Annotated in this window: 15 protein-coding genes; 10 read left to right on the top strand and 5 right to left on the bottom strand. The window is 65.5% G+C overall.

What is annotated here, in order from left to right; translation table 11 throughout:
* The first annotated feature begins 28 nt into the window (after positions 1–28).
* The 6 genes from Rhe02_RS33565 (at position 29) to Rhe02_RS33540 (ending at position 6916) form a co-directional block, all read left to right on the top strand.
* Entirely contained in the window at positions 29–811 is a 783-nt protein-coding gene (locus tag Rhe02_RS33565; protein ID WP_203912463.1) for a redox-sensing transcriptional repressor Rex, read from the top strand.
* Positions 808–2022 (top strand): glutamyl-tRNA reductase, encoded by a 1215-nt coding sequence (locus Rhe02_RS33560; protein WP_203912462.1) that lies wholly within the window; start codon positions 808–810, stop codon positions 2020–2022. The genes Rhe02_RS33565 and Rhe02_RS33560 overlap by 4 nt, the downstream gene beginning before the upstream one ends.
* Positions 2019–2918: a hydroxymethylbilane synthase gene (hemC, locus tag Rhe02_RS33555; protein ID WP_203912461.1), complete on the top strand. Its 900-nt coding sequence runs from the start codon at positions 2019–2021 to the stop codon at positions 2916–2918. The genes Rhe02_RS33560 and hemC overlap by 4 nt, the downstream gene beginning before the upstream one ends.
* Entirely contained in the window at positions 2915–4486 is a 1572-nt protein-coding gene (locus Rhe02_RS33550; protein WP_203912460.1) for a bifunctional uroporphyrinogen-III C-methyltransferase/uroporphyrinogen-III synthase, read from the top strand. Before hemC ends, Rhe02_RS33550 begins: the two co-directional genes overlap by 4 nt.
* A 21-nt stretch (positions 4487–4507) precedes the next feature.
* Complete coding sequence (gene hemB / locus Rhe02_RS33545; protein WP_203912459.1) at positions 4508–5488, top strand: porphobilinogen synthase; 981 nt, start codon at positions 4508–4510, stop codon at positions 5486–5488.
* A gap of 945 nt (positions 5489–6433) precedes the next feature.
* Entirely contained in the window at positions 6434–6916 is a 483-nt protein-coding gene (locus Rhe02_RS33540) for a hypothetical protein (protein WP_203912458.1), read from the top strand.
* A 119-nt stretch (positions 6917–7035) separates the two neighbouring features.
* Here Rhe02_RS33540 and Rhe02_RS33535 read toward each other — a convergent pair whose 3' ends face one another.
* Together Rhe02_RS33535 and Rhe02_RS33530 are read right to left on the bottom strand one after the other, a co-directional pair.
* Positions 7036–7506: a hypothetical protein gene (locus tag Rhe02_RS33535; protein WP_203912457.1), complete on the bottom strand. Its 471-nt coding sequence runs from the start codon at positions 7504–7506 to the stop codon at positions 7036–7038.
* 11 nt (positions 7507–7517) lie between these two features.
* Complete coding sequence (locus tag Rhe02_RS33530; RefSeq protein WP_203912456.1) at positions 7518–8021, bottom strand: anthrone oxygenase family protein; 504 nt, start codon at positions 8019–8021, stop codon at positions 7518–7520.
* Positions 8022–8112: 91 nt separating this feature from the next.
* On the opposite strand from Rhe02_RS33530, the gene Rhe02_RS33525 reads away from it, so the two are divergent.
* From Rhe02_RS33525 to Rhe02_RS33515, 3 genes are all read left to right on the top strand, one after another.
* Complete coding sequence (locus Rhe02_RS33525) at positions 8113–9045, top strand: AraC family transcriptional regulator (RefSeq protein ID WP_203912455.1); 933 nt, start codon at positions 8113–8115, stop codon at positions 9043–9045.
* A 75-nt stretch (positions 9046–9120) separates the two neighbouring features.
* Positions 9121–9540: a hypothetical protein gene (locus Rhe02_RS33520; RefSeq protein ID WP_203912454.1), complete on the top strand. Its 420-nt coding sequence runs from the start codon at positions 9121–9123 to the stop codon at positions 9538–9540.
* A gap of 22 nt (positions 9541–9562) precedes the next feature.
* Positions 9563–10270 (top strand): suppressor of fused domain protein, encoded by a 708-nt coding sequence (locus Rhe02_RS33515; protein ID WP_239124223.1) that lies wholly within the window; start codon positions 9563–9565, stop codon positions 10268–10270.
* 47 nt (positions 10271–10317) lie between these two features.
* Here Rhe02_RS33515 and Rhe02_RS33510 read toward each other — a convergent pair whose 3' ends face one another.
* Genes Rhe02_RS33510 through Rhe02_RS33500 form a run of 3 tightly spaced genes read right to left on the bottom strand, consistent with a single transcriptional unit; the run spans position 10318 to position 12015 of the window.
* Positions 10318–11109, bottom strand: coding sequence for a WXG100 family type VII secretion target (locus Rhe02_RS33510; protein ID WP_203912453.1), 792 nt, complete (start codon positions 11107–11109; stop codon positions 10318–10320).
* Entirely contained in the window at positions 11109–11414 is a 306-nt protein-coding gene (locus tag Rhe02_RS33505) for a hypothetical protein (RefSeq protein ID WP_203912452.1), read from the bottom strand. Before Rhe02_RS33505 ends, Rhe02_RS33510 begins: the two co-directional genes overlap by 1 nt.
* A 25-nt stretch (positions 11415–11439) precedes the next feature.
* Positions 11440–12015 (bottom strand): hypothetical protein, encoded by a 576-nt coding sequence (locus Rhe02_RS33500; protein WP_203912451.1) that lies wholly within the window; start codon positions 12013–12015, stop codon positions 11440–11442.
* A gap of 47 nt (positions 12016–12062) precedes the next feature.
* Between Rhe02_RS33500 and Rhe02_RS33495 the strand changes: the two genes are divergently transcribed.
* A complete protein-coding gene (locus Rhe02_RS33495; RefSeq protein ID WP_203912450.1) occupies positions 12063–12458 on the top strand; it encodes a YbaB/EbfC family nucleoid-associated protein in 396 nt (131 codons plus the stop codon).
* Positions 12459–12537: the final 79 nt, after the last annotated feature.

Here is a 12537-nt window from a genome sequence, read left to right as displayed (position 1 = left end):
TTTGCACGCCAGGTCGGCACGGAGTCTCATGAGTCAGCAACGCAACGGCAGCACTTCCGGTAGCAACGGATCCGGCCCCAACGGCCGCGCGGCCGTCGTCGGTGTCAGCTTGAACGGCGACGCCGGCGTCGAGCTGAAGGCCGGCGTCTCCGAGTCGTTCTTCCCGGATCTTCCCGAGGCGACCGTGGCTCGGCTGCCTGAATATCTGCGTGCTCTTCATCACCTCGCGGACACCGGTCACGACACCGTTTCCAGCGAAGGCCTGGCCAACGCGGCGGGCGTGAATTCCGCCAAGCTGCGTAAGGATCTTTCCCACCTGGGTTCCTACGGCACCCGGGGCGTCGGGTATGACATATCTCCGCTGATCGGCCAGATTGAATACATCCTCGGGCTTACGTCACGCCGCGCAGTCGCGTTGGTAGGTGTGGGTAATCTCGGGCATGCTCTGGCGGGTTACGCCGGCTTCACTAGCCGTGGTTTCCGCATTGCAGCCCTGTTCGACGCGGATCCGTCCCGGGTCGGCGAAAGAATTAATGGGCTCGTAGTGAAGCATATCAATGAGATTGCGGTTATCGTTAAGGCCGAGTCGATTTCGATTGCGGTACTGGCCACCCCAGCCTCCGCCGCCCAATCGGTCGCCGACCAGTTAATTAACGCCGGTGTCACCAGCATTTTGAACTTCGCGCCGTGCGTACTATCTGTGCCCGATCGAGTGGACGTTCGTAAGGTCGACCTTGCCATCGAGTTGCAGATCCTGTCCTTTCACGAGCACAGGAAATCTGCCCGCATCAATGGAGGGTTGCGCGGATGAACCTCATAGTCGTCGGCGCTTCACATCACACTTCCGCTGTCCCTACCCTCGAACGTCTGTCGCGTGTGGACGGTCCGCAGGCATTCCTCGGCCCCAACGTAGGTGAGGTAGTTGTCCTTACCACGTGTAACCGCACCGACATCTATGCCGCCGTGCCCGCCTTTCACGCCGGCCTCACCCACATCGCAGAGGTGCTCGCCCAAAGCACCGGTCTGCGCCAACAGGAACTAGCCAACTCGCTCTACGTGCACCACGGCATCGACGCAGTCCGTCACATCTTCCGGGTGGCGGCCGGCCTGGAGTCCATGGTCGCCGGTGAACCGCAGATCCTCGGCCAGCTCCGCGACGCCTACCAGCGCGCGTCCGAGGCGGAGACGGTCGGCAAGGTGCTGCACGAGCTGATGCAGCAAGCCTTGCGCGTAGGCAAGCGAGTCCACGCCGAAACCGGCATCGACCGTGCCCCCCGCAGCATGGTCAGCACCGCACTGAACCTCGTCGATGGCGCTGCCCAGCGCTGGCTGATCGTCGGGGCGGGCGCGATGGGCGCGCTCGCCGCGGCCGAGCTGACCCGGCGCGGTGTCACCGACATCACCATGGTCAACCGCACCGAAAGGCCCGGGGTTCGCCATCTTGACGAGCTGCCAAGGTTGCTGGAGGAGGCCGACGTAGTCGTCACCGCGACCGCGTCGGTGGAGCCGGTGCTGACCGTCGAACTTGTCCGGGGCGTCGCCCGCCCGCTGACCATTCTCGACCTCGCGCTACCGCGTGATGTGGAGCTTGGGGTGGGAGCGCTGCCCGGAGTCCGGCTCATCGACATCGAGTATCTTGCGGCGCTGGCGCCCAGCCACACCGCCGAGCTGCACGAGGTCGAGCGGATAGTCAACGCCGAGCTGGAAGCCTATGACAGCTGGCTGCGCGGATATGAGATCGCGCCTACGGTGGCGGCCCTGCGCGGCCGCGCCGATGACGTGGTCGCCGGGGAGCTCCGCCGTCTCGCTCAGCGCCGTCCCGACCTCACCGAGGAACAGAGGTCCGAGGTTGCCCATACCCTGCACAGGGTGGTGCAACGTTTACTCCATCAGCCGACCGTACGCGTGCGGCAGCTCGCGGCCGGTCCGGCAGGGGCGGCCTACGCCGAGCTGATCCGCGAGTTGTTCGAGCTGGACCCGGCTTCGACCAACGTCGCGGACATCCCGGAGGTAATCGCATGACATGGAAATTGGGCACGCGGGGGAGTGCCCTTGCGCTGGCGCAGTCACAAATGGTCGCGAATGAAGTCCAGCGGCTCACCGGGGAAACCGTCGAGCTGGTGGAGATCGTGACCGCGGGTGACCGCTCCAGCGCACCCGTGCAGCAGCTGGGCGTGGGCGTCTTCGTCTCGGCTCTGCGCGACGCGCTGATCTCGAAAGAGATCGACTTCGCGGTGCACTCCTACAAAGACCTACCCACGGCCGGCGTCGATGGTCTGGCCATCGCCGCCGTGCCACAGCGCGAAGACCCGCGCGACGCCCTTGTCGCGCGGGACGGGCTGACCCTGACCGAGCTTCCGGACGGCGCTGTCATCGGCACCGGCGCCCTGCGCCGCATCGCCCAGCTGGCCGCGCTCGGTCTGCCGCTGAGCACCGTCCCCATCCGCGGCAACGTGGACACCCGGCTGCGCAAGGTGGCCAACCGTGAACTCGACGCCATCGTGCTCGCCCGCGCCGGCCTGGTCCGGCTCGGGCGTGCCGATGAGATCACGGAGATCCTCGACCCGATGCTCATGCTTCCCGCCCCCGCGCAAGGGGCGCTCGCGGTCGAATGCCGCACCGACTTTGTCGAGCTGCTCGCGCCGCTTGACGACAGAGCCACCCGCGCGGCGGTTACCGCTGAGCGGGCTTTTCTGGCCACACTGGAGGCGGGCTGCAGCGCCCCCGTCGCCGCGCTGGCCGAAGTCACCGAGGATGACGAGATATACCTGCGCGGTGCGGTTATCAGCACGGATGGGAGCTATGCCCTCCGGCTGTCGCGCACCGGAACGCTCGCCGACGCCGAGGAGGTTGGCCGGCTGCTCGCAGCCGACCTCCTCGAAGACGGTGCTGACCACGTATTGGGGACCACAGCATGACCCGCACTCGCAAACCCGCCGGACACATCGCCTTCGTCGGGGCTGGCCCCGGCGACCCGGGCCTGCTTACCCGCCGCGCCTTCGAAGCGCTGCTGGAGGCCGACCATGTGGTGTTTGATCGAGCGGTACCGAACGTGCTGCTGGACACGGTGCGCTCGGATGCCCACGCCGACACGGAGTTCAGCCCGGCCGAGGGTGGGCCGGGTGACGTGGCGAAGGTGTTGCTGACCGAAGCGCGGTCCGGCCGCAACGCGGTCCGGCTCGTCGCCGGCGACCCGTTCGGCCACGATGCTGTGGTGAAAGAGGTTCAGGCCATAGCCAGAACCAATGTGCATTTTTCCGTGGTACCAGGCGTAGGCACCGCCTCCGGCGTGGCCACCTACACCGGTGTCGGCGTGCGGACGTCTCTCGACGTCGATGACGTGGCCGCGGTGGACTTCGACGGCCTCGCCTCCGCGCTCAAGCACGGCTCGGTGGCGCTGGCCGTGGACGCCGGCGATCTGGCCGCGGTTCGCGACGGTCTGCTTTCCGCGGGAGTGGAGGGCGGCATCCCGGTCGCCATCACCGGCGACGGGACGGGCGAGACCCAGTACACGACAATCTCCACAGTGGACAGTTTCGTGGCCGCCGCGCTCGGTTTCACCAACCGCGTGGTCGTCATCGCCGGGTCCGAGGTCAGCAACGTCGACAAGCTCGGCTGGTGGGAGCGCCGCCCGCTCTACGGATGGCGGGTTCTGGTGCCGCGCACCAAGGAGCAGGCCGGCGTGATGAGCGCGCGGCTTCGCGCCTACGGCGCTATCCCTTGCGAGGTGCCGACCATCGCGGTCGAGCCGCCGCGCACCCCGGCCCAGATGGAACGCGCCATCAAGGGTCTGGTCGACGGCCGCTACGCGTGGGCCATCTTCACCAGTGCCAACGCCGTGCGCGCCGTGTGGGAGAAGTTCGCCGAGCACGGCCTCGACGCACGTCATTTCGGCGGCGTGAAAATCGCGTGCATCGGTGAGTCGACCGCGGAAGCGGTTCGTGCCTTTGGCATTCAGCCGGAGCTGGTGCCCAACGGCGACCAGTCGAGCGAAGGGCTGCTCGCCGAGTTCGCGCCCTACGACGAAATCTTCGACCCGGTAGGCCGGGTGCTGTTGCCGCGCGCCGACATCGCCACCGAAACGCTTGCGGCAGGCCTCACCGAGCGCGGCTGGGAGGTGGACGATGTCACCGCCTACCGCACCGTCCGGGCCGCTCCGCCGCCGGAGGAGATTCGCAATGCCATCAAGTCCGGTGGTTTTGATGCGGTGCTCTTCACCTCATCGTCGACCGTGCGCAACCTCGTCGGCATCGCCGGCAAGCCGCATCAGCGCACAGTCGTCTCGGTGATAGGGCCGAAGACAGCCGAAACGGCGGTCGAATTCGGCCTGCGGGTTGATGTCCAGCCCGAGCACGCATCCGTTCCAGATTTGGTGGAGGCGCTCGCGACCTACGCAGTGGAGCTGCGCGAGCGACTCGCCGCCATGCCCGCCAAGCAAAGGCGCGGTTCCAAGGTGCAGGGCCCGACTGCGCTTCGGTTCCGCTAACAACTCAACTTAGGAGGCGTCATGCCTTTCCCGAGTGAACGGCCGCGTCGTCTACGCACCAGCGCGGCCATGCGCGCTATGGTCACCGAGACTCGGCTGCATCCGGCCGAGCTGGTGCTGCCGATGTTCGTCAAAGAGGGGCTCACCGAGCCTCGGGCGGTCGCATCCCTGCCCGGGGTGGTTCAGCACTCCCGCGAGTCTCTGCGCAAGGCCGCCGCGGAAGCGGTTCAGGTCGGCGTGGGCGGGATCATGCTTTTCGGGGTACCCACAAAAAAGGACCCAAATGGAAGTGGCGGAACGGATCCGGGCGGCATTCTCAATGTCGCCATCCGCGATGTCATTTCCGAAGTCGGCTCTGACATGCTCGTGATGAGCGATCTGTGTCTGGACGAGTTCACCTCGCACGGCCACTGCGGCGTGCTCGCCGCCGACGGCACCGTCGACAACGACGCCACGCTGGAAGCCTACGGCCACATGGCCGTGGCCCAGGCTGCCGCCGGGGTTCACATTGTCGGCCCTTCCGGCATGATGGACGGCCAGGTCGGCCACGTCCGCTCCACTTTGGACAAAGCTGGCCACACCGACGTCACCATCCTGGCCTACGCGGTCAAATATGCCTCCGCGTTCTTCGGCCCGTTCCGCGAGGCGGTGGAGTCCACATTGGAGGGCGATCGCCGCACCTACCAGCAGGACCCGGCAAACCTACGCGAGTCGCTTCGCGAGGTCCGCCTCGACGTCGCCGAGGGCGCCGACATCGTGATGGTCAAGCCCGCATTGCCTTACCTGGACGTCATTTCCGCCGTCCGCGACGCGGTCGACGTGCCGGTCGCGGCCTACCAGGTCAGCGGCGAATACGCGATGGTAGAGGCTGCGGCGGCCAACGGCTGGCTCGACCGTGACCGCGTCATGCTCGAAACCCTGCACTCCATCAAGCGCGCAGGCGCCCAAGTCATCCTCACCTACTGGGCCGTCGACGCCGCCCGCGCCCTGCGCTCGCTCTAAACCCCGCTCCACACACCGCTTCACGCCCAGCGCGCCGCTCCCGCGGCGCGCTGTTTGCTTCGCACCCGCCCTGCCCTCCGGCCGCCCACGCCGCGATGATCCGTGACGATCACCCGGCCCCGAGGGGGCCGCTTTCGTGAGTCTGGCTCTGTTCCGGGGCCACGATTGGGTTCGGCTGCATGACGGCCTGATTCGCCGGTTAGCGCCCGATAATCACCTGTTTTCCATGTGCAGCCATGGCGGCTGATCTGTAACGATTGCACCGGTCGCGAGTAACGGGAGATTTATCCCGTAACCGACCGCCATCGCATGGAAGGTCAGTAAGTTGTCACAATTCCTATCGCCAAGGCTTCCCGCAGCCGGCGTCGTCATCGCTTTGACGGTGGCGATCCACGTCCTAGGCCTCGCCCGCGCGGCCTACGGTGCCTGGACCCTGACGACAGCGGTCGAGGTCGGTGGACTTTCCGTGTCAATCCCGGCCGCCGCCACCACAGCGCAGCCAGAATCTGCGCGCAGCGAGCTCAACCTCACGCCCACAGCGTCGAGCCCCTCGCCCTCCCCGGCGGCAACGCCACCCCCGTGCATGGCCACCCCCAACGACTGTGCCACCGACCCACAGCCGCTAGATCATCTCCAAGCTCTCCCAAGCACGACCGCTCTTCGCGAGCATGTCCATCTCTGCACCAGGCAGGTGACGCAGAGATGTACATACGCGCCAACACCTTTCCAGCCCGGCACCGAGCCGATCGCTTACTCAAACAACCACCCTCGACATGGGAGCAACGCCGCGCCGACGGCGGAGCCGAGCTATACGCCGACTTTGGCGCTGCCCGCTTCGTGAGGACATTGCGGAGCTTGCGTCCGCCAACCGGATCACGCCCGGTGTGTTCACTTTCTCGCACCCCCGCGAGGAAACAAACAGTCACTCTCATCCGAGGAGAAATCATGAACCGCAGCAAGCTCCGTGGCATCGTGGCCGGCCTCTCAATCGCCATCGTGGTCGGTGTGACCGGCATCGCCTTGGCGGCCTTCACCCAGCAGGCAACCGTGGAGAAGGTGATGGGCGGAACTGACACGTTCAAGCAGCTGACTCTCACCGGTGTCGCCGGGGACACGACGCTTTTCCCCAATCAGAAGACATCCGTCACGCTGACCATCGACAACAAGGCCAACGACGTGGCGATTGCTGTCACCGAGATTTCGCCCATGTTGCTTGCGGACGAGGACATTACCGGGGTGACAGACGTCGCCTACTGCAAGTCCATGCTGAAGCTGACCGGCACCAAAACCATTTACCCGGTGGATCCCAATGCTTCGCTGAAGGTGGTCGTCGCCAACGCGATTGAACTGTCGACAGACGCCGACAACCGGTGCCAGGGAATGAAGTTCGGCACCAAATGGACAGTCACTGCGAAGACTGCTGCTTGATGAGGAAGCAGGAACGGTGCTGTAGCGGCCGGGTGGTCTCGCTCGCTGGTCCCCTCGGCCCGTTCTGGCTCGAACCGCCGCGCTGGTCACGATCGCGACCGGCGCGGCGGTTCGCTTGTTCAGTCTTGACAGGCGTAGACCTCGAAGATGCGGTCTTCGTCGTAGGTAATGCCGGTGACGTCTTTGATGATGGCCCACACCCAGTCCTCGTCCGGCCCCCAGCTCGGGTGAGGAATCTCCGCCTCGATCGGCAGCGGCTCACCTTCGTCGATGGAAGGCTCGCCATCAACGTAGATGAGGCGCCTGACCACCTCTCCGTCCTCGACCAGGATGAAGCCGTAGCTGCTGGAGACGCCGAAGAAGAAGACACTCAGCGAATTCTGGCCAGTATCCGCGTCGGCTAGGTGTATCACGCTCGGGTCCCAGAGTTGTTGCCACTCTTCGGCTCTGGACACGTAGACCACTTCCTCGGCCAGACCGCTCGTGGCCTCGTCTGCGGTCGCGGTCGCACCGGTCGGTGTTACCGGAACGGGTAACAGAGCCAAAACGTCTTCGCCGCGAGCGAACAGTGCCGATGTGTTCCACCCCATGACGCGAGAGTCTACGCAGTGATGCGGCCGTAGAGGACCGTCGCCCAGGTGAGGCAGGCGAAGGCCAGGAAGCATGCCACCGAACGCACATGATTCCAGCGGATCCAGAGTGCTTCGTTGAAATGTTCGCGCGCGGCGGTGACATCGATCGTGTTTGGATCGCCGGCGGCCTTGAGGGCGTCGTTGAGTGGAACGTTGATGCGGCCCGTGATGATGACAATCGCCAGGTAGAGCAGGAAGGCGACGACGAGCCACGGCAGCATCGAGCGCGAGGCGGAGCCGAAGCTGAGCGCGGCCGCCAGGCCGGTGAATACCAAAGCACCGACGAAAGTACTGAGGAACAAAGGGTTGAGGATGGCTCGGTCCATCGCCTGGAAGCCGGCGACGAAGGTCTTGTCGTCCGTGCGCCCCAGGCCGGGCATTACCGTGTGCGAGTAGAGCATGAAGATACCGGCCATGATGCCGGTGGCAAGCACCGCCAGGATCAGCGCTCCGCCGCGAAACAGCTCGAACATGTGCACCTCCGCGCCCAGTAAACCGCCGCCGCATTGAGACGGTCCATGGCTCAGGATCTTAATTGCATAAGCGAGCGTCTACCCTGAAGACGTGGATGCCCTCGCGAGTCTCCTCGATGGCCCCCGCGCCCATGGCGCGTTCCTGCTTCGTGCGCTGTTTGAACCGCCGTGGTCGGTGCGCATCGAGGATCGTGCGCCGCTGTCGGCGGTGGCCGCCGTGCAGGGCACGGCCTGGGTCGTGCCGATGGACGGGGAGCCGGTCGCAGTCGCGCCGGGCGATGTCGCCATCATGCGCGGCCCCGATCCCTACACGTTCGCCGGAGATCCCGCCACCGCACCGCAAGCGGTCATCCACCCGGGACAGCGCTGCACCACCCCCGCCGGAGAAGACTTGCACGACGCGATGATGCTGGGCGTCCGCTCGTGGGGCAACAATCGCTATGGTTCAACGATTTTTTTGGTGGGTACCTATCAAATGCCCGCCGCGACAAGCCAGCGTCTCCTGGCCGCGCTGCCGCCCATGCTGGTGGTGCCGCGGGAAGCCGTGGACTCCCCGCTCATCGCCCTGCTCGATGACGAAATCGTCAAAGACGAGCCGGGTCAGGAGGTGGTGCTGGATCGCCTTCTGGACCTGTTGCTCATCACCGTGCTCCGGCGCTGGTTCGCGCAGTCCACGAGGCACGGCCCAGCCTGGTACCAAGCGCAAAGCGACCCCATCGTCGCAAGAGCCCTTCGCCTGCTGCACGAGGCGCCCGCCCAGCCATGGACCGTCGCCAAGCTCGCCGAGCAGGCCGGAGTCTCAAGAGCCACGCTCGCGCGCCGGTTCACCGATCTGGTCGGTGAGCCACCCATGTCGTATCTGGCCGGCTGGCGCCTGGCGCTGGCGGCGGACCTGCTGCGTGAGCCGTCAGCCACCGTCGGCTCGGTGGCTCGAAAGGTCGGCTACGGAAGCTCTTTCGCCCTCAGCGCGGCCTTCAAACGAGTCCGCGGCATCGCCCCACGCCGCCACCAGCAGCTGACTTGACGGGGCCGCGGAGTTGACGCCGAGCGCTTATCGTCAATGCATCTATGCCGAGGGGTGCTGATGGGGACAACGCGGGTGCGGGTGGTGCTGGCGACGTTGGTGACGTTGGTGGCCGCGGTGCTGGTGTTTGGTGCGACGCAGAGTGACCCGGCCGATCCGGTGTCGCGCAAGGACACGTGTGTGGCCCTCGACGCAGCCAACCAGGAGGCGTTGCAGGAGTTCGTGAAGGCCATCACGTCGCGGGGAACCATCAACCCGGTGGCCAGAGCCGAGCAGGACGCGGCTAAGTTCAAGAGCATTACCGGGCGAAACTCGGAGCTGAAGCAGCCAGGTGAGGAATACGCTGCTGTCTTTGTCAAAGCCGCCAAGGACGCCTCGGTTTCGAGCACGGGGCCCGCCATTTTCGCGGCGACAACCATCACCACGAGCGACGCCTATCACCAGCTCGAGACGATGTGCGCCGGATACTGGCCGGATCGATCGGCGCCGGTGTGACGCAGGATCTAAGCTCCTGCGCATGGAAACCACCGGTGAGAACGCGGCAGGCTCACAAGTTCTTCGTCATGCGGCGCGGGAGACCTCCTGGGAGCCTGCAGTAGACGGGGACGAGGAGACGGCACGGGCGATTGAGGCCCACATCGAGCGCTATTTCGGGCCTATCGCCTTTGTGTGGCATGAGATTGTCTCGGATCTCGTTCATATTGATGTCCACGTGGTCGAGCCCACCCCGCAGCGGCCCTACTTTGTGCTCGTCACGTCGGGAATGAGCGATCGACCGATGAATGTGCCTGCGGCGGCAGAGGTTTCCCCGTTCGCCGAGCTGATGCTCTGCTTGCCCGAGACCTGGCCGTTGAATGCCGACGCGTTCGAGGACGAGAACGCCTACTGGCCGATCAGGTGGCTCAAAATGGTGGCGCGCCTTCCGCACGAGTACAACACGTGGATCGGGGAGTGGCACTCTGTTCCCAACGGCGACCCGGCCGAGCCCTTCGCCTCCAAAACACCCTTCGCCGGTGTGCTTGTCGCGCCTATGGTCCGCTGCGAGCCCGAAGCCAACACCATAGTCACCGAGTCCGGCAAGGAGATCTCGCTTCTCGCGTTGGTGCCACTGCATCGTGCCGAGATCGATCTCAAGGTGGCCCGCGGGACCGACGCCTTGCTCGACGCGTTCGACGCGATCTCGGTGAGTGAGATCTTCGACCCGGCCCGCCCCAGCGCGGTATGAACAAAGGCCGGCGCGAATCGCGCCGGCCCTGAACGAAAGCGTTGGTATTAAAGGATTTGGGGGAGGTCCCAGCTCTTGTCCGCGCCGGTGACCTTGTCGATCGGACCGCCGAGGGTGGGCTGGACGATGGCTTTCTTGATGACCCAGTTGGTGGCGATGAGCTGGTAGCCCGTGCCGGTGGCGAAGCGGGCGGCCGTCCACTGGGCGACGCCGACCTTGTGGATCTGGGTGAGCTTGTACATCTTGGCGAAGTCGCTCATCTTCTTGAGGAAGACGGCGACCTGGCGCAGCAGCCGAGCCAGCTTGAGGCCGACGGCGGCGGCGCGGGTGCCGGCCACGCCGGCTTCTATGGCGCCGGCAGCCGAGCCGGCGGCGAGGGAGGCGCCCAGCGTGATCCAGGACGAGGCGAGGGCCACGATGATGGTGACGATGAGCCAAGCGATGAGCTCGCGGACGATGGTCTCGACCAGATCCTGGGCCTGCTGCGCGCCGTCGGCGGATCCTTCCAGCAGTTCAGCGGTGCCGATGTAGTGCTCGGAGATGTCGTGAAAGGACTGGTTGAGCGCGTCCATCTCGGTGTTGAAGCTGGCGGCGGCCGTGCCTTCCCAGTGGGCGAGCAGGTTGCCGCGCGCCTCAAGCTCCCGCGTCGCGTACTTTTCCAAGTCGTCCGCGGCTTTACGCCAAGCTTCCGCCTTGGACCGCAACTGGTCCGGGTCGCCGGTGACCGCGTCGATCGGGTGGGCGAGGAAGTCGACGATCGGCTTGATGATGCCGTAAGCGGCACCGGCCGGGCCGAGCCATTCCTCAATGCGCGCCGATCCGCTCGGGGCTCTTACCATCAGTTGCCTCCGATTCGGGTGGCGAGGTCTTGATCGGTGCCTTCGTAGTTGGTGCGAAGCTGGCGGAAGGCATCGGCCAGCCCGGCGCAGGTTTCCTCGCCGGCCTTGAGCACGTCGAGCCCGTCGGTGGTGCGCTGTTCGTAAATCTTGGCCGCCTCTCGGGACTCGGAGAGCATGCCGAAGCTGTCCTCGGTCACATCGGCGTCATAGAGCCGTTGTTTGGTCGCGCCGAAGTCTTCTCCCAACTTGTCCATAGCGTCGGCGTACTTGGTCATCGCGTCCAAGTAGACCTTTATCTCGGTCATGCCCTCCCCTTTACCTGTGCAGGTATTAGCTCTTTTTGGGAGCTCCGATCGCCGCGACCACGGCGGGTGCCAGTGACGGCGGGGCGCACAGCAGCGCGCAGCCCGAACCGTCGGAGAATCCGGCCAGCAGCCGGCCTTGCAGCAACACGCCTTTCGGGGTGGCCACCGCACCCATGAGGCTTTCTCTGGGTACCCGATGAAGCAAATTCGCGACGCGGTCAACCTCGCCGAACCATTTGGCGAAGAAGCCTTCGCCGCGCGGCTTGGTGTCCATATCGAACAGGTATATGCCACTGGGGGCCACGCCGATGGTCGGGCTGACGGCTTTGGTGACGGCCGTGAAAAGCTGCCCGGCGATCGAGTCGAGCCCGCCGACGACACCCCGGCCCCAGGTCGCGTGTTGAAGAGCATTGCCGGGATGGGCGCCCAGCCCGACATAAAGCGTCGGGTCCAGAAGGTTCTTCAGCTCGTCGGCCAGATCGAGCTCCTCCGTTGCCCCCGGATCGGCTACCAGGGGCGATGCCGCGAGCAGGGGCTCGTCTCCAGACAGAAATGGCCGGATCGCCGGCTCGACACTGTCGCGAAAGTCCTTCGTGGCCACGAGGGGAGTATGCCAAATCAGGTAAAGCCACCGCTATTCTTGCCGCCATGGCAGAAATCCACAGCGTTGAAGGCCTCGCCGACTATGCATACCAACAGATCGAGCGCATCCAGCGGATGGAGCGCGAGTTGGCCGAACAGGTCGGAGAGGGCACGTCGCGCGACGGTTACGTAAAGGCGAAGACCGGAGCGGCCGGGGTGCTCAGGGACCTGAAGATCGAGGCCGACGCGATGCGGCTTTCGCCTGAAGCGCTGACGGCCGAGGTGCGCAGCGCGATCAGCGAGGCTCAGGCCGACTTCGCCAGGCGGGCCGACGACATCATGGGCCCGCTCCTGCACGCGAAACCGAGTGAGCAGGCAAACGCCGCCATCGAGCAGGGAATGCAACGCCTCGACGCGTTGACCGCGGATCTAGAGCGCCTGGCAAGAGCCCGCGGGCTCTAATGCTGGCGCGTGCGAAGCAACGCGCGGGCAGCGCCGCTCGAGAGCCACTGTCTTCCCTCGCGATCATGAAGCCCCAAAG

Source organism: Rhizocola hellebori (assembly GCF_016862955.1).
Classification (GTDB): domain Bacteria; phylum Actinomycetota; class Actinomycetes; order Mycobacteriales; family Micromonosporaceae; genus Rhizocola; species Rhizocola hellebori.
The sequence above is the reverse complement of the archived record's forward strand: the minus strand, read 5'-3'. Positions and strand labels throughout refer to the sequence as shown.